The following is a 16,751-nucleotide window of genomic DNA, read 5'->3' as shown; positions in this document are numbered from 1 at the left end:
CCCGCGGGCGGCAGCACGCCACCCGCCGGCGGCACCAACCCGGCCGGCCCGGCGTCGATCATCGCGCTGGCCGACGTGCCCGACGGCGGCGGCGCGATCGCCGGCAACCCGGCCACCAGCAAGCCCCTCGTGCTCGTCCGCACCGGCGACACGGTCAAGGCCTACGACGCCACGTGCCCGCACCAGGGCACCGCCGTCTCACCGCCCGAGGGCGGCGTCATCACGTGCCCGAACCACGGCAGCACGTTCAACGCGACGGACGGGGCAGTGACCAAGGGCCCGGCCACCACAGGCCTGACCGAGGTCAAGGTCAAGGTGGAAGCGGGCCAGGTAATCCTCGCCTGACCCCCACCGCGCCTCCGGCAAGCGGCCCACGCACCCACCAGCGCGGGGCCGCTCGCCACTTCGCGGCCCAACGCACGCACCGCTGCGAGGCCGCTCGCTAGTTCGCGGCCCCAACGCGCACACCGCTGCGGGCCCGCTCGCTAGTTCGCGCCCCAACGCGCACACCGCTGCAGGCCCGCTCGGTACTTCGCGCCCCCAACGCGCCCACCGGCGCGAGGCCGCGTCGGTAGTTCGCGGCCCATCCCGCGACGATCACGCTTTTCCGATCGTCGCGGGATCGGCCGCGAACTACCGACTTCCAGGCGGCCGAGCCTCGCGACGCCGAAGGCGGCGCAATCCAACACAGTAGGCTTGACCTGTGGCCGACCCGTCGACCTATCGCCCCGCGACAGGCACCATCCCCGAAGCACCCGGCGTGTACAAGTTCCGCGACGCGGCCGGCCGCGTGGTGTACGTCGGCAAGGCCAAGAGCCTGCGCCAACGGCTCAACTCGTACTTCGCCGACGTCGCCGGCCTGCACCCGCGCACCCGGCAGATGGTGACGACCGCGGCGAGCGTCGAGTGGACGGTCGTCGGCACCGAGGTCGAGGCGCTGCAGCTCGAGTACAACTGGATCAAGGAGTTCGACCCGCGGTTCAACGTCCGCTACCGCGACGACAAGTCCTACCCGGTCCTGGCCGTGACGTTGCACGAGGAGTTCCCCCGGCTGCACGTCTACCGCGGCCCGCGCCGCAAGGGCGTCCGCTACTTCGGCCCGTACGCGCACGCGTGGGCGATCCGCGAGACCCTCGACCTGCTGCTCCGCGTCTTCCCGGCGCGCACGTGCTCGGCGGGGGTGTTCAAGCGCCACGGCCAGATCGGCCGCCCGTGCCTGCTGGGCTACATCGACAAGTGCTCGGCGCCGTGCGTGGGCCGGGTCAGCGCCGACGAGCACCGCGACATCGTCGAGGACTTCTGCGACTTCCTCGCCGGCAGGACCGACTCGATGGTGCGCCGCCTGGAACGCGAGATGACGGCCGCCGCCGAGGAGCTGGAGTTCGAGCGGGCCGCCCGCCTGCGGGACGACCAGGCCGCCCTCAAGCGGGCGTTGGAGAAGCAGGCCGTCGTCCTCGGCGACGGCACGGACGCCGACGTGGTCGCGTTCGCGGAGGACGACCTGGAGGTGTCGGTCCAGGTCTTCCACGTGCGCGGCGGCCGGGTGCGGGGCCAGCGGGGCTGGGTGGTCGACAAGGTCGACGAGGGCGGCGTGACGGGCCTGGTGGATCAGTTCGTCACCCAGTTCTACGGCGAGCAGGTCGAGTCGGCGCGCGCCAGCGGGGTGGAGTCGGCGCCGGTGCCGCGCGAGGTGCTGGTGCCGGAGCTGCCGGACGACGCGGCGGCGGTCGAGAAGTGGCTGTCGGACCTGCGCGGCGGCCGGGTCGTGCTGCGCGTGCCGCAGCGCGGCGACAAGCGGGCGCTCATGGAGACCGTGGAGCGCAACGCCAAGGAGGCGTTCCAGCAGCACAAGCTGCGCCGTGCCGGCGACCTCACGGCCCGGTCGGCGGCCCTCCAGGAGCTGCAGGAGGCGCTCGGGCTCGACACCGCGCCGCTGCGCATCGAGTGCACCGACATCAGCCACGTGCAGGGCACCGACGTGGTGGCGTCGCTGGTGGTGTTCGAGGACGGCCTGGCGCGCAAGTCCGAGTACCGCCGCTTCGCCGTCCGCGAGGGCGCCGAGCAGGGCGACGTCGGCTCGATCGCCGAGGTGGTGCGGCGGCGGTTCCAGGCGTTCCTGCGGGACAACAAGGCCCCCGAGGGGCCGAACCCGGGCATCGACCCGGAGACGGGCAAGCCGCGGAAGTTCGCGTACGCGCCGAACCTGCTCGTCGTGGACGGCGGCGCGCCCCAGGCGCAGGTAGCCTCCGACGTGCTCGCGGAGCTGGGCATCACCGACGTCGCGGTGGTCGGCCTGGCGAAGCGGCTGGAGGAGGTCTGGGTGCCCGGCGAGCCCGACCCGGTGATCCTGCCCCGCACCAGCGAGGCCCTGTACCTGTTGCAGCGGGTGCGCGACGAGGCGCACCGGTTCGCCATCGCCTACCACCGGCAGAAGCGGTCGAAGCGGATGACCACCTCGGCGCTGGACGACGTGCCGGGCCTGGGCCAGACGCGCAAGGCGGCGCTGCTCAAGCACTTCGGCTCGCTGAAGAAGCTGCGCGAGGCGAGCATCGAGGAGATCAGCGTGGTGCCCGGAGTGGGCCGGCGCACCGCGGAGGCCGTGCTCGCGACGCTGGGCGCGGCCGGCACCGGAGGACCGTCGGCGGAGCCGGCGATCGGGCGACCGTCGGCGGAGCCGACAATCGGACAGGAGCGAACGTGAGCGCACCGGCCGGCGAGAAGTCCGGCATCGAAGTGGCGGTGGTGACGGGTCTGTCGGGAGCGGGCCGCAGCACCGCCGCGAAGTGCCTGGAGGACCTCGGGTGGTTCGTGGTGGACAACCTGCCGCCCGAGCTGATCGCGACCATGGTGGAGCTGGGTGCGCAGGCCAGGGGGGCCATCACCAGGGTCGCGGTCGTGATGGACGTGCGCAGCCGCGCGTTCACCGAGGACCTGGCGGCGGTCATCAAGGACCTGGACGCGCGCGGCTACAAGCCGAAGGTGCTGTTCCTGGAGGCCACCGACGACGTGCTGATCCGCCGGTTCGAGTCGGTCCGGCGCGGCCACCCGCTGCAGGCCGACGGGCGGCTGGCGGACGGCATCGAGGCCGAGCGCGTCCTGCTCACGCCGCTGCGCGAGGAAGCCGACCTGGTGCTGGACACGTCCGCGCTGTCGGTGCACCAGCTGCGGGCCAAGATCGAGGACACGTTCGGCACGGAGTCGGCGACGCGGACCCGCGTCACCGTGCTGTCGTTCGGCTACAAGTACGGCCTGCCGATGGACGCCGACCTGGTCATGGACGTGCGGTTCCTGCCGAACCCGTTCTGGATCCCGGAGCTGCGCGAGCAGACCGGGCTGGACGGCGACGTGCGGAACTACGTGCTCACGCAGGAGGGCGCGGACGAGTTCCTCGACCGCTACCACGAGCTGCTGCGCCTCATCGGCGCCGGCTACCGGCGCGAGGGCAAGCGGTACCTGACGCTGGCGGTCGGCTGCACCGGCGGCAAGCACCGCAGCGTCGCCATCTCGGAGGAGCTGGCCGGTCGACTGGCCAGCGAGGACGGCATGGCGGTCAAGGTCGTCCACCGGGACCTGGGACGCGAGTGAGCTGGAGAGCGGTAGCGCTGGGCGGCGGGCACGGGCTGCACGCGACGCTCACCGCCCTGCGCCGGGTGACCGACGACGTGACGGCCGTGGTGACGGTCGCCGACGACGGCGGTTCCTCGGGGCGGCTGCGGCGCGAGCTGGGCCTGCTCCCGCCCGGTGACCTGCGCAAGGCGATGGTGGCGCTGGCCGGCGCGGACGAGTCGAGCGCCCTGTGGGCGGCGTTGTTCCAGCACCGGTTCGGCGGCACGGGCGCCCTCGCGGGCCACGCCGTCGGCAACCTGGTGCTGGCGGGCCTGCTGGAGCGGCTGGGCGACCCGGTCGCGGTGCTGGAGGAGGCCGGACGGCTCCTCGGCGTGCGCGGGCGGGTCCTGCCGATGTGCGCCGAGCCGCTGTCGATCGAGGCCGACGTCACCGGGCTGGACGAGGACGCCGACGTGGTGCGCCGCATCCGCGGCCAGGTCGCGATCGCCACCACACCGGGCCGGGTGCAGCGCATCCGCCTGTACGGGCCGGGCGGGCCGGGGGAGGAGCCGCGCGGCTGCCCGGAGGCCGTCCAGGCGGTGCTGGACGCCGACGTGGTGCTGCTCGGGCCGGGCTCGTGGTTCACCAGCGTGCTGCCGCACCTGCTCGTGCCGGAGCTGCACGACGCGCTCGTGCGGACGTCGGCGCGGAAGGTCGTGGTGCTCAACCTGGTCCCCCAACCGGGGGAAACCGCCGGGTTCTCGCCGGAGCTGCACCTCGACGTCCTGTGCGCGCACGCGCCCGCGCTGCGCGTGGACGCGGTGATCGCGGACGTCGGCGCGGTGCCCGTCCCGGACCGGCTGAGCCGGGCCGCCGCAGCTCTCGGGGCTGCGGCGCACCTCGCGCCGATCGCCGTGGCGGGCGCGCCGGACCGTCACGACCCCGCCGCGCTGGCGTTGAGCATCCAGCGGGCGTTGGCCGGCCCTGGTGACGGGACCGGCGGGGCGTCGAGTACAACCCTCCAGGAAGACCGTGCGACCAGGGGAGGCGAGGCGCCGTGGCGATGACGTCGGCGGTGAAGGACGAGCTGAGCAGGCTGGCCGTCTCGAAGACCTGCTGCCGCCGTGCGGAGGTCGCCTCCCTCCTGCGCTTCGCGGGCGGACTGCACATCGTGGGCGGCCGGGTGGTCGTCGAGGCGGAGCTGGACCTCGGCTCCACGGCGCGCCGCCTGCGCCGCGAGATCCACGAGCTGTACGGGCACCAGTCCGACGTGTTCACCATCACGTCCAGCGGGCTGCGCAAGGGCACCCGGTTCGTCGTGCGCGTGGTCAAGGACGGCGAGGGCCTGGCCCGGCAGACGGGCCTGCTGGACCCGCGCGGGCGTCCGGTCCGCGGCCTGCCCGCGCCGGTCGTGTCCGGCGGGGTGTGCGACGCGGAGGCGGCGTGGCGCGGCGCGTTCCTGGCGCACGGCTCGCTCACCGAACCGGGCCGGTCGTCGTCGATGGAGGTCACCTGCCCCGGTCCGGAGGCGGCGTTGGCGCTGGTGGGCGCGGCGCGGCGGATGGGCATCGGCTCCAAGTCGCGCGAGGTGCGCGGCGCGGAACGCGTGGTGATAAGGGACGGCGACGCGATCGGCGCGATGCTGACCAGGCTGGGCGCGCACGACAGCGTGCTGGCCTGGGAGGAGCGCCGGATGCGCCGCGAGGTGCGGGCGACGGCGAACCGGCTGGCGAACTTCGACGATGCGAACCTGCGCCGCTCGGCACGGGCCGCGGTCGCCGCGGCGGCCCGGGTCCGGCGGGCGCTGGAGATCCTGGGCCCGGAGGCGCCCGACCACCTGGCGGCGGCCGGCGAGCTGCGGCTCGCGCACCGGCAGGCGTCGCTGGAGGAGCTGGGCCAGCTCTCCGACCCGCAGATGACCAAGGACGCCGTGGCGGGCCGCATCCGGCGGCTGCTGGCGATGGCCGACAAGCGGGCGAAGGAGCTGGGCATGCCCGACACCGAGTCCGCCGTGACCGCGGACATGCTCGAAGCCGAGGTCTGACGCCGGTGGCGTCGCCGGCGCGGCGGACGCGTCGGCACGGGACTTCTACGACGGCGTCGCCGAGCGCCACCACCTGCTCTACGCCGACTGGGACGCCCCGGCCGCCCGCCAGGCAGCGGCGCTCCACGGGTCCTCCGCCGCGCGCTGGGGCCCGGTCCGCGCCGCGCGCTCGTGCCGGACGGGCTGCTCATCGTCACCACCCGCCCGTACGACGAGCTGCTGCGCGAGCGCCCGTCCGCCACCCCCGCGCGCACCGCGACCACCGAGGCGGGCCGCGCGGTCAGCTTCCAGCTGTGGGACTGGCACGACGACGGCGAGCACTACGACCTGCGGCTCTTCCAGCCCTTCCTCACCGCTCGCGCCCCGTGACGCCGCCCAGGGCGCGTTCTGCACCCGCAACCCGCCGGTCCTACGCTGGACGGGCGATCCGCGCCGCGTCGGTGACACCCCGCTTCGGGGTCGCGAAGCCTCGGTCACCGAGTTACCGCCAGGTAACAAGCCGGTCAAGCTGGATTTTCTTGCTCGATAAAGAGATGCTGGAGATCCAGGTGACCAGGCCTGCGAGCCCGGAGGCTAGGCTGGCCGTCGGCTGCCTGGTCAGCCCATGACTGCACGCCCCTGGCGGAGACGCCAGTCGAGTACCGAGGAGACTCACCGTGACGGTTCGCGTAGGTGTCAATGGTTTCGGCCGCATCGGTCGCAACTTCTGGCGCGCCGTTCAGGCCAGCGGGCACGACATCGAGATCGTCGCCTTCAACGACCTCGGTGACGTCAACACCATGGCCCACCTGTTGAAGTACGACTCCATCCTGGGCCGCCTCGACGCCGAGGTGACCGTGACCGACGAGGGCATCGCGATCGACGGCAAGGTCATCAAGGCCCTCGCCGAGCGCGACCCCGGCAAGCTGCCCTGGAAGGACCTCGGCGTCGACGTCGTCGTCGAGTCGACCGGTTTCTTCACCGACGCGGCCGCCGCCCGCAAGCACGTCGACGAGGGTGGCGCCAAGAAGGTCATCATCTCCGCGCCGGCCAAGGGTGAGGACCTCACCGTCGTCCTCGGCGCGAACGACGACCAGTACGACGGTTCGCAGACCGTCATCTCGAACGCCTCGTGCACCACGAACTGCCTGGCGCCCCTCGCCAAGGTGCTGCACGACAGCTTCACCATCGAGCGTGGCCTCATGACCACGATCCACGCCTACACCCAGGACCAGAACCTCCAGGACGCGCCGCACAAGGACCTGCGCCGCGCCCGGGCCGCCGCCGTGAACATCGTGCCCACCAGCACCGGTGCCGCGAAGGCGATCGGCCTGGTCCTGCCCGACCTGAAGGGCAAGCTCGACGGCTACGCCCTGCGCGTGCCCGTGCCCACCGGCTCGGCCACCGACCTGACCGTCACCGTGGGCCGCGAGGTCACCGTGGACGAGGTCAACGCCGCGTACAAGGCCGCCGCCGAAGGTCCCCTGAAGGGCTACCTGCGCTACAACACCGACCCGATCGTGTCGGCCGACATCGTCACCGACCCGGCGTCGTGCATCTACGACGCGCCGCTGACCAAGGTCATCGGCAACCAGGTCAAGGTCGTCGGCTGGTACGACAACGAGTGGGGCTACTCCAACCGCCTCGCCGACCTGGTCAACCTCGTCGCCAGCAAGCTCTGACGACGACCAAGCGGGAAGCTCGCTGTGAAGACTCTTGACGATCTGCTCAGCGAGGGTGTCTCGGGTCGGCGCGTCCTGGTGCGCGCCGACCTGAACGTCCCCCTCGACGGCGACCGGATCACCGACGACGGCCGCGTCCGCGCGTCGGTGCCCACCCTCAAGGCGCTCGTGGACGCGGGCGCCCGCGTGCTGGTCGCCGCCCACCTGGGCCGCCCCAAGGGCGAGCCCGACCCCAAGTTCTCCCTCGCGCCCGTCGCGGCGCGACTCGGCGAACTCCTCGGCCAGACGGTCGAGATCGGCACCGAGGCCGCCGGCGACGGCACCGTCGTGCTGCTGGAGAACATCCGCTTCGACGCCCGCGAGACCAGCAAGGACGACGCCGAGCGCGCCGCCCTCGCCGACGAGCTGGCGGCCAAGGCGGACGCGTTCGTGTCCGACGGCTTCGGCGTCGTGCACCGCAAGCAGGCCTCCGTCTACGACGTCGCCCAGAAGCTCCCGCACTACGCGGGCGGCCTCGTGCTGGCCGAGGTCGAGGTGCTGCGCAAGCTCACCGACGACCTGAAGCGCCCGTACGTCGTGGTGCTCGGCGGCGCGAAGGTGTCCGACAAGCTCGGCGTCATCGCGAACCTGCTCACCAAGGTCGACCGGCTCCTCATCGGCGGCGGCATGGCCTACACCTTCCTCAAGGCCCAGGGCCACGAGGTCGGCGGCTCGCTCCTCCAGGAGGACCAGCTCGACCAGGTCCGCGGCTTCCTCGCCGAGGCGGAGGAGCGCGGCGTGGAGCTCGTGCTCCCGGTCGACGTGCTCGCCGCCGTCGACTTCGCGCCCGACGCGGAGTTCGAGGTCGTCGCCACCGACGCCATCCCCGCCGACCGGCAGGGCCTCGACATCGGGCCGAAGACGCGCGAGCTGTTCGCGTCGAAGCTCGCCGACGCCCAGACCGTCTTCTGGAACGGCCCCATGGGCGTGTTCGAGTTCGACGCGTTCGCCGGCGGCACCCGCGCGGTGGCCGAGGCGCTCGTCAAGAGCGACGCGTTCACCGTGGTCGGCGGCGGCGACTCCGCCGCGGCCGTCCGCGCCCTCGGCCTGCCCGAGGACGGCTTCTCGCACATCTCCACCGGCGGTGGCGCGTCCCTGGAGTACCTGGAGGGCAAGGAGCTCCCCGGCGTGTCGGTTCTGGAGGCGTGATGGCCCAGCGTCAGCCGCTCATCGCGGGCAACTGGAAGATGAACCTCAACCACCTCGAGGCCATCGCCCTGGTGCAGAAGATCGCCTTCTCGCTGCCCGAGAAGTACTTCGCCAAGGTCGAGGTCGCGGTGCTGCCGCCGTTCGTCGACATCCGGTCCATCCAGACCCTCGTCGACGGCGACAAGCTGCTCCTCAAGTACGGCGCGCAGGACCTCTCGCCGCACGACTCCGGCGCCTACACCGGTGACATCTCCGGCGCCATGCTCGCCAAGCTCGGCTGCTCCTACGTCACCGTGGGCCACTCCGAGCGCCGCGAGTACCACGGCGAGGACGACGCCACCGTCAACAAGAAGGTCAAGGCGGCGCTGAAGCACGGCGTCACCCCGATCTTCTGCCTCGGCGAGCAGCTGGACGTCCGCGAGGCCGGCCGGCACGTCGAGCACTGCACCGACCAGCTCGTCGCGGGCCTCAAGGGCCTCACCGCCGAGCAGGTGCGGGACGTGGTCGTCGCCTACGAGCCCGTCTGGGCCATCGGCACCGGCAAGGTCGCCTCGTCGGCGGACGCGCAGGAGGTCTGCGCGGCGCTGCGGGTCAAGCTCGCCGAGCTGTACGGCGAGGACGTCGCTTCGGCCGTTCGGGTGCTTTACGGAGGGTCCGTCAAGTCCGGCAACATCGCCGAGCTCGTCGCCCAGAAGGACGTCGACGGCGCCCTTGTGGGTGGTGCGAGCCTCGACGCGGACGAGTTCGCCAAGCTGTGCGCGCTCGCCGCCGGCGGCCCTCTACCCTGATGTGATTGACACGCACTCCTACTACGGTGGTCCACGGTCGGCAGTTGACCGGGTACTCTGTGGCGTCACCTGCCTGACAGCGAGGAAGAAATGATCCTGTTCCTGCAGATCCTGTTGATCGTCTCCAGTCTGCTGCTGATCCTGCTCGTGCTCCTGCACCGCGGGCGCGGCGGCGGTCTTTCCTCGTTGTTCGGCGGCGGCATGCAGTCGAGCCTGTCCGGTTCCAGCGTGGTCGAGAAGAACCTCGACCGGCTGACGTTGTTCGTCGGCGCGGTCTGGGTCATCGCCATCGTGGGCGTCGGGCTGCTGATGAAGGTCAACTGACAGGGGTCGGCCGACGTCCTCGGGCGGCGGTCGACACGGACACAGGGAAACCACCTGGTGGGGGTGTGAGGGTCGATGGCTGGTGGTAACGCGATTCGCGGTACCCGCGTCGGCGCAGGCCCGATGGGCGAATCGGAGCGCGGCGAGTCCGCGCCCCGACGTCGGGTGTCGTACTGGTGCGCGAACGCGCACGAGTCTCGGCCGTCGTTCGCGGTCGAAGCCGAGATCCCGGAGAACTGGGACTGCCCCCGGTGCGGTCTTCCGGCGGGGCGTGACGAGCAGGCTCCCCCTGCTCCGCCGCGCAACGAGCCGTACAAGACGCACTTGGCGTACGTGAAGGAGCGGCGCTCCGACGCGGACGGTGAGGCGATCCTCGAGGAGGCGCTCACCAAGCTGCGCAAGCAGCGCGAAGAGCCCTAGTCGAGTTCAGGCTGGAACAGCGCGACGGCCCCCGTGGGATTCCACGGGGGCCGTCGTCGTGCGGGAGGCCGAACCGGCGGGGCGGGCGGTGCCCCGTCGCCGGTGCGGCCCGTTGTCGGCGGGGTTCGGTCGCCGGCCGGGTTCAGTTCCGCTTGCCGAACAGGCCGGCGAACTGGCGTCGCACCAGCACCGCGCCCACCAGCAGGAAGAAGACCAGCACCACCAGCGTGGACGTCGTGCCGCCGGTCGAGCTGGTCAGCGCCACGTCCACGCTCCCGACCAGCACCACGCCGCAGTCCGCCCGGATCACGTGCCGACCCGGCTGGATCGTCACGAACTCGACCCGCGTGCTGAACGTGCCCGAGCCGTCCGCCTTCGCCGTGCCGACCTCCTCGCCCAGCGAGCTGAGCCTCACCTGCGAACCGGGCTCGCAGCCGGTGCCGGTGGCGGTCAGCGGGTCGCCCGGCTGGACGTTGTCCTTGTCCAGCGTCAGCGCGCCGTCACCGTCGAACGGCGTCGTCGTGGTCGCCGCGGGCGGGGCCGAGCTGCCCGTCGTCGTCGTGGTGGTCGTGGTCGTGGTTGTCGCGGTGGTGGTCGTCGTGGTGACCGTCGGACGGCGGCTCGTCGTGGTCGTCACCGGGGGAGCGGTCGTCGTGGTGGTGGTGACCGGCGGCGGGGTGGTGGTCGTGGTCGGGGTCGGCGTCACCGTGAAGCCGTCGGTCGGCCGTGACGTCGCCGCGCACACCGGGCGGGCCGTGACGCGGTGGCCCCCGACGCCCGCGGTGGCCGGCACGGTCGCCGTGCCCGACCCCGACCCGCGGCCCGTGTGCCGCCCGCTGCCGACCACGTCCTTGCCGTCCCACACGATGTGCACGGTGTAGTCCTGGCAGTCCGGATCGAGGTACACACCGGACCAGCTCAGCGTGAACGTGCTCCCCGCCGGGCCGCTGTCCGGGTTCGCCGTGGCGACGCCCTGCTGCTGCGCCGATACCGGTGCCGCTACAAGCGCCGTAACGCCATATGCCAAGGCACCGAGTAAAGCTAGTGTTCCTGCCGATCGCATACCCGACTCCCGGACTAGTCCGCTACCCACCGACGAGGTGCCCTTGTGAGACGCATTATGAGCAGCGTCGGTTTACTGCTCCTGTGCGGGATCTTCCTGGGCGTCGCCCCGGCCGCCGCCGCAGGCGACACGGTCACCATCGACGCCACTGTGGACGGAACCCCGGTCGGTGAGGACGAGCTCGTGCTCGACCCGTCCGGCTCCTCCCGCATCTCCGTGACCGTCCACAACGGAACGGACACCGTCCGCCACGTGAAGACGATCCGGCTGACCGGCACCGCCCTCGCGCTCACGTTCTTCTCCTACGACACGACCGTGCCGTTCGACGTGCCCGCGAAGCAGAGCGTCACCAAGGGCTTCGTGCTCGACCTCGGCCAGCTCGGCACCCAGGCCACCGGGCTCATGCCGACCGAGCTGGAAGTCCTCGACACCAACCGCGACGTCATCGCCTCCATCGGGACGACCGGCCACGTCCGCGGCTCGCTGTGGTCGGTGTACGGGATCTTCGGCATCGCCGTGTTCGCGCTGACCGTGCTCGCGTGGGCCGGCGCGCTGTTCGCCCTGGCCCGCCGCCGGCTGCCCGCGAACCGGTGGCAGCGCGCCATGCGGTTCCTGCCCGCCGGCGTCGGCACCGGGCTCGTCGCCGTCATCTCCCTGTCCGTGCTGCGGATCATGGCGCCGTCGCCGGCCGCCGAGATCCCGTTCATCCTCGGCGCGGCGGCGGTCGCGTTCGTCCTCGGCTACCTGACCCCGCACCCGGACGCGGACGACCTCGGGTCCCTGCCGTCGGACCCCGACTCGACGCAGCGGATCACCCGGCCGCTGCCCGGCGGTGCCGCGTGACGGTGTCGGCGAACGTCGCGGCCGCCCTGCCGCAGTACGACCTCGGCGCGCAGATCGGACGCGGCGGGATGGGCGTCGTGTACGCCGCCGTGCACCGGCCGCTGGGACGTCCGGTCGCCGTCAAGCGGCTGCCCGGCGTGCTCGCCGAGGACGAGCGGATGAGCGCCCGGTTCGCGCACGAGGCTCGGCTGCTGGCGCGGCTGGACCACCCGCACATCGTGCCCGTGTACGACTACGTCCAGGACCGCGGCGAGCACCTGCTCGTGATGGAGAAGCTCGACGGCGGCACGGTGTGGTCGCGGTTCACCGGCGCGGGCGTGACACCGGCCGAGACGTGCGCGTTCGGGCTGGCGGCGCTGTCCGGTCTGCACGCGGCGCACGAGGCCGGGGTGCTGCACCTCGACGTGAAGCCGAAGAACCTCCTGTTCACCGCGGGCGGGGTGCTGAAGGTCGCCGACTTCGGCATCTCGCAGGTCGTCAGCGAGGGGGCGACGTTGGTGACGCACGGCGGGCAGGTGTTCGGCACGCCCGCGTACCTGGCGCCGGAACAGGCGCTCGGCAACCCCCTGAGCCCGGCGGCCGACGTCTACGGCTCGGCGACGGTGCTGTACGAGCTGCTGAGCGGGCGGCTCCCGTTCGACTCCGGCGGTGGCGCGCTGGCGATGATCCAGCGGCACGTGCACCAGCAGCCCCGGCCGCTGGTCGAGGTGCCCGACCCGCTCGCGCGGGTGATCATGCGCGGGTTGGAGCGCGACCCGAAGGCCCGGTACCGCAACGCGGAGACGTTCGCGGTGGACCTGGCGGGCGCCGCGGCCGAGGTGTTCGGCCGCGACTGGCTGCTCCGCCTCGGCGCGCCGGTCCACCTGAGCCCCCAGGTCGCCGCCGCGAGCACCCGCCCGGCGACCCATCCGTCCGTGCCACGCGAAACCCTGACCGTGCCCGTCCGCGCGACCCTCGTGGACCCACCGCCCACCCCGGTCCGGCTGGGCGCCGACACGCTCGTGCCGGCGGCCCACGTGCTGGCCGCCCCGAGGCCGGCGCGGTGGTTCGCGGTGGCGGCGGCGGTGGCGGTGGCGGTGATGGTCGCGCTCCCGTTCACCGTGCCGGGCCGCGACCTGCCGCCCGTGCGGGCCGACCTGAGCAAGCCCGTGGCGATCGGCGAAGGCGACCCGTCAACCGCGCGCCTGAAGGTCACCGCCGCCGGCATCACGCTCGCCGACGTCGCCGCCGCGCTTCCCGCCGCGCCTTCGTCCGCTGCACCTGCGCCCGCCGCTCCTGCCGGGTTGACCTTCACGCTGCCAGGCGCGAGCCGCTGGATCGTGGGCGGCGCGGCGGTGGCGACCGTGACGTCCGGCGACACGTCCCGCGACTACTCCCTCCAACCGCTGACCCACCCGATGTTCAGCATCATGGGCGCGGGCGGCGCGGTGGTCCTCCTGTTCACGCTCGCGTACCTGGAGTCGATCCTCCGGTCGCTGAGGCGCCGCCAAGCAGGAACCGCGGCCGTGCTCACCACCGCTCCGCTCGGCTTCGGCCTGGGCGTGGCGGCGTGGCTCCTGCCGTCCGTCCTGCTGCGCCACACCCCGGACCTGTGGCCGGCGCTCGTGTGCGGCGGGCTGGGCGCGGTGGCAGCCGTGTGCACCGCCGTCGCCACCCGCCGATCAGCCCAGCAGCAGCACTGACCCCAGTCGCCCCACGCCCCCGACCGCCACCGGCCCACGCGATTCGCCGACCGGCCGCCCTGTCTCCACCCACCGCCTGCGGACCAGCCGCGCCGGCACCACCCACCCGCGTCCGGCCACGGCGAGCATTCGTGCGCGCGTCCGGTGGTCCCGGCGAGCATTCCTGCCCGCGGCCAGTCCCGGCGAGCATTCCTGCGCGCGTCCGGCCACGGCGGGCATTCCTGCGCGCGTCCGGCCACGGCGGGCATTCCTGCGCGCGCCCGGTCACTGCGAGCATTCCTGCGCGTGCTGCGTGGTCGGCCCCGTGTCGCGCCCGGCCACCGCGGCGCTGTTTCCGTTGCCCTGCTGTGGGGTCGCTTGTGGGTCGCCCTGGGCGCACCTGTGTCGGCCGGGCCGGTAGCGAAGGGTCGCGCGGCGGGCGGGGCGTTGGGTGGCGAGGGTCGGGTGGTGAAGGTCGGGCGGGGTTGGGGCGGAGGGGTGGCGGGGGCGAGGGTTGGTTGGCGGCCTCGTTGTTTCAACCGACGTTTGAGGTTGATGATAACGGTGTTTTCTTACGTGGCGATGTGACAATCACCCGATCGGGTATCGGGATCGTCAGGTGTCCAGGGATCTGACCAGCGGAAACGTTACCCTCACGGCGAAGCCGCCGCCGGCCGTCGGGCCGGCTTCGAACTCGCCGTCCAGCAGCGCCGCCCGCTCCCGCAGCCCCACCAGGCCATGACCGCCGCTCGGCAACGTGCCGTGGTCGCGCGACGTCTCGGGCGCCTCGTTGCGGACCTCCACCCGCAGCACATCGGCCTCCGCCACCACCAACACCGACGTCGGCGCCCCGCACGCGTGCTTCCGCACGTTGGTCAAAGCCTCCTGCACGGTCCGGTACACGGCACCCGACACCGGGGCCGGCAGGTCGTCCACCGGGCCGCGCACGGTCAGCGTTGCGGGCACGCCGGCGCCGGCCACCAACTGCGGCAGGTCCTCGACCCTCGGCTGGGGCGAGTCGTCACCGCTCGTGGTCCGCAGCACGCTCACCAGCTGCCGCAGCTCGTCCAACGTCCGCGTGCTGAGCATGCGGATCGTGCCCGCCACCTGCTTGGCGTTCGGATCGGCCGCCGCCACCCGCAGCGCCCCCGCCTGCATCGCGATCAAGCTCACCTGGTGCGACACGACGTCGTGCATCTCCCGCGCCAACCTCGCCCGCTCGTCCGCCCGCACGGCGTGGGCGTGCAGCATCCGTTCCCGCTCCCGGCTGGCGGCCAGCTCGGCGATCCGCGCGGACAGCTCCTCCCTCGCGTGCGCGAGCAGGCCGATCGCGATCGGCATCCCCGCGACCAGGCACCCGTAGATGGCGTCGTGCACGTGCGTCTTCCAGCCGAGCTCGACGAAGTCCTCCACCGGCCACAGGAAGAACCGGCTGAACCACACCAACCCGGCGCCGATGTACGTCTGCGTCGACAGCAGCTTGCGCCGCGCCAGGGTGCCCAGCGCGATCATCGCCGCCAGCTGCGCCCACCCCGCCAGGAAACCGGGCACGGTGATCAGCACGACCAGGAACGGGAACCGGCGGCGGAGGGCGACGGCGGCCACGGAGATGATCGACAGCACGTAGTTGTACCGCTCGGCCTCGGGCACGACCCGCAGCCACACGTCGAGCGCGGCGATCGCCACGGCCGCCACGTCGAACGCCAGCTGCCGGTGCTTGCCGAGCAACCGCAGCAGCACCTCGTGGACGGCAGCACGGGGCACCCGCTCGGTCGGAACGCCGTTGACCCGACCGCTCGGCAGCCTCTCGACAGCGTTGCCGGCCAGGGTTCGACCTCCCGTGTCCGCTATCCGCCGGTCCTCACCGTACTGCGCTGTCATCGCGCTTGGCATGACCCGCCCTTCCCGCCCCCGACGTGCTCGATCGACCCGCTCACCCTTCGAGATGCGTTGATTACCCGAACGGGACGCGGAGCGCCGCACAAAATTGCGAGCGCGAACGTCCGCTCAGCGGACACCACCAGGGGGAACGCCCGCGGACGGCGGCCGGCGCGTGCGGCAGATCACGCCCCGACCCCGGATGCGCCACTGCCGCCGGCACCCGGTGAGGTGACGGCGGCAGCGGCGGGACTACCCGGCTCAAGCCAGGGGAGGGGTGAACAGGTCCGGCGCCTTCGCGGCGGCAGCCGGGTCGAGCAGCCACAGGGTGCGGCGCTGTCCCCGGGCTCCGGCGGCGGGCAGCTCCACCTCGCCGGCGCCGGCCAGGCCCTCGGCGACGGCCGCGGCCTTCGCCGCACCCGTCGTCATCAGCCACACCTCGCGGGAGGCGCGGATGGCGGGCAGGGTGAGGCTGACCCGCGTCGGCGGCGGCTTCGGGCAGTCGCGGACCGCGACGACGGCGCGCTCCCGCTCGTGCACCGCGGGCGAGTCGGGGAAGATCGAGGCGACGTGCCCCTCCTCGCCGACCCCGAGCAGGCACACGTCGAACGACGGCACCGAGCCGTGGTCCTCTGGGCGCGCGGCGGCGGCCAGGACGTCGGCGTACGCCTCGGCGGCGGCCTCCGGGTCGTCACCGAACCGCCCGTCGGACGGCTCCATCACGTGCACCCGCGACGCCGGCACCGGGACGTGGTCCAGCAGCGCCTCACGGGCCTGGGTCTCGTTGCGCTCGGGGTGCCCGGCGGGCAGGAACCGCTCGTCGCCCCAGTACAGGTCGACGCGCGTCCAGTCCACCGCGTCCCGCGCGGGCGTGGCGCGCAGGTGCTCCAGCACCGCGATGCCGGTCCGCCCGCCGGTCAGCACCAGCGACGCCGACCCGCGCGCGGTCTGCGCGTCCACCAGGCTGGTCACCAGGCGCGCGGCCGTGGCGGCGGCCAGCAGGTCGCCGTCACGGTGCACCACCACCTCGGGCCGGCTCACGAACCCGCCTTCACCTTGGCCGCCTTCGGCGCGCCGGACTTCGCCTCGCCGTCGGGCGAACCGCCGGACTTCGCCTTCGCGGCCGACGACCGGGCCGACGTCCGCGTGGCCGGCTTGGCAGCGTCGGACGCCTTGCCGGGTTTGCCGGCGGACGCCTTGGCGGCGGGCTCCTTGGCGGCGGGCTTCGACGCGGCCGGCTTGGCGTCACCGGCTGCGGCCACAGCCGCCACCGGCTCGGTCGAAACCGGCGCGGTCGAAACCGGCGCGGTCGAAACCGGCGCGGTCGGAACCGGC

General features: G+C 72.9%; 17 protein-coding genes. 14 read left to right on the top strand and 3 right to left on the bottom strand.

Annotated elements, in window-relative coordinates:
* The 11 genes from ACFQ3T_RS25045 to ACFQ3T_RS24995 form a co-directional block, all read left to right on the top strand.
* On the top strand, positions 1-345 hold a 345-nt coding region (locus ACFQ3T_RS25045; protein WP_380726475.1), incomplete at its 5' end, for a Rieske (2Fe-2S) protein.
* Positions 346-703: 358 nt separating this feature from the next.
* The gene (uvrC, locus tag ACFQ3T_RS25040) at positions 704-2,701 is read left to right on the top strand and encodes an excinuclease ABC subunit UvrC (RefSeq protein ID WP_380726473.1); all 1,998 of its coding nucleotides are present in this window, start codon (positions 704-706) and stop codon (positions 2,699-2,701) included.
* A 26-nt stretch (positions 2,702-2,727) separates the two neighbouring features.
* Positions 2,728-3,585, top strand: coding sequence for an RNase adapter RapZ (gene rapZ / locus ACFQ3T_RS25035; protein WP_380726477.1), 858 nt, complete (start codon positions 2,728-2,730; stop codon positions 3,583-3,585).
* On the top strand, positions 3,582-4,613 hold the full coding sequence (locus tag ACFQ3T_RS25030; protein ID WP_380726471.1) for a gluconeogenesis factor YvcK family protein: 1,032 nt from the start codon (positions 3,582-3,584) through the stop codon (positions 4,611-4,613). Before rapZ ends, ACFQ3T_RS25030 begins: the two co-directional genes overlap by 4 nt.
* Positions 4,604-5,590: a DNA-binding protein WhiA gene (whiA, locus tag ACFQ3T_RS25025; RefSeq protein ID WP_360954466.1), complete on the top strand. Its 987-nt coding sequence runs from the start codon at positions 4,604-4,606 to the stop codon at positions 5,588-5,590. Before ACFQ3T_RS25030 ends, whiA begins: the two co-directional genes overlap by 10 nt.
* Positions 5,591-5,761: 171 nt before the next feature.
* On the top strand, positions 5,762-5,959 hold the full coding sequence (locus tag ACFQ3T_RS25020) for a hypothetical protein (RefSeq protein ID WP_380726469.1): 198 nt from the start codon (positions 5,762-5,764) through the stop codon (positions 5,957-5,959).
* Between the two features lie 287 nt (positions 5,960-6,246).
* Complete coding sequence (gene gap, locus ACFQ3T_RS25015) at positions 6,247-7,251, top strand: type I glyceraldehyde-3-phosphate dehydrogenase (protein ID WP_380726467.1); 1,005 nt, start codon at positions 6,247-6,249, stop codon at positions 7,249-7,251.
* 24 nt (positions 7,252-7,275) lie between these two features.
* Positions 7,276-8,439 carry a phosphoglycerate kinase gene (locus ACFQ3T_RS25010; protein WP_380726465.1) on the top strand — a complete coding sequence of 388 codons (1,164 nt, stop codon included), beginning with the start codon at positions 7,276-7,278 and terminating at the stop codon, positions 8,437-8,439.
* Entirely contained in the window at positions 8,439-9,227 is a 789-nt protein-coding gene (gene tpiA / locus ACFQ3T_RS25005; protein WP_380726463.1) for a triose-phosphate isomerase, read from the top strand. Before ACFQ3T_RS25010 ends, tpiA begins: the two co-directional genes overlap by 1 nt.
* A 90-nt stretch (positions 9,228-9,317) precedes the next feature.
* Positions 9,318-9,551, top strand: a complete 234-nt coding sequence (gene secG / locus ACFQ3T_RS25000) for a preprotein translocase subunit SecG (RefSeq protein ID WP_106620004.1) — start codon at positions 9,318-9,320, stop codon at positions 9,549-9,551.
* 75 nt (positions 9,552-9,626) lie between these two features.
* On the top strand, positions 9,627-9,971 hold the full coding sequence (locus ACFQ3T_RS24995) for an RNA polymerase-binding protein RbpA (RefSeq protein ID WP_015103628.1): 345 nt from the start codon (positions 9,627-9,629) through the stop codon (positions 9,969-9,971).
* 142 nt (positions 9,972-10,113) lie between these two features.
* On the opposite strand, the gene ACFQ3T_RS24990 is transcribed toward ACFQ3T_RS24995, so the two are convergent.
* On the bottom strand, positions 10,114-10,998 hold the full coding sequence (locus ACFQ3T_RS24990; protein WP_380726461.1) for a hypothetical protein: 885 nt from the start codon (positions 10,996-10,998) through the stop codon (positions 10,114-10,116).
* A gap of 81 nt (positions 10,999-11,079) precedes the next feature.
* On the opposite strand from ACFQ3T_RS24990, the gene ACFQ3T_RS24985 reads away from it, so the two are divergent.
* Positions 11,080-11,877, top strand: a complete 798-nt coding sequence (locus ACFQ3T_RS24985; RefSeq protein ID WP_380726459.1) for a hypothetical protein — start codon at positions 11,080-11,082, stop codon at positions 11,875-11,877.
* A complete protein-coding gene (locus ACFQ3T_RS24980; RefSeq protein ID WP_380726457.1) occupies positions 11,874-13,559 on the top strand; it encodes a serine/threonine-protein kinase in 1,686 nt (561 codons plus the stop codon). The genes ACFQ3T_RS24985 and ACFQ3T_RS24980 overlap by 4 nt, the downstream gene beginning before the upstream one ends.
* 594 nt (positions 13,560-14,153) lie before the next feature.
* On the opposite strand, the gene ACFQ3T_RS24975 is transcribed toward ACFQ3T_RS24980, so the two are convergent.
* Together ACFQ3T_RS24975 and pgl are read right to left on the bottom strand one after the other, a co-directional pair.
* Entirely contained in the window at positions 14,154-15,419 is a 1,266-nt protein-coding gene (locus ACFQ3T_RS24975) for a sensor histidine kinase (protein ID WP_380726455.1), read from the bottom strand.
* 258 nt (positions 15,420-15,677) lie between these two features.
* Positions 15,678-16,457 (bottom strand): 6-phosphogluconolactonase, encoded by a 780-nt coding sequence (gene pgl / locus ACFQ3T_RS24970; RefSeq protein ID WP_380726453.1) that lies wholly within the window; start codon positions 16,455-16,457, stop codon positions 15,678-15,680.
* A gap of 15 nt (positions 16,458-16,472) precedes the next feature.
* Here pgl and ACFQ3T_RS24965 point away from each other — a divergent pair.
* Positions 16,473-16,751: hypothetical protein (locus tag ACFQ3T_RS24965; RefSeq protein ID WP_380726451.1), on the top strand; the 279-nt coding region annotated here is incomplete at its 3' end.

This window comes from Saccharothrix hoggarensis (assembly GCF_042678885.1).
Taxonomy (GTDB): Bacteria; Actinomycetota; Actinomycetes; order Mycobacteriales; family Pseudonocardiaceae; genus Actinosynnema; species Actinosynnema hoggarensis.
Note: the sequence above shows the minus strand (reverse complement) of the source record. Positions and strands in the feature narration are given on the sequence as shown.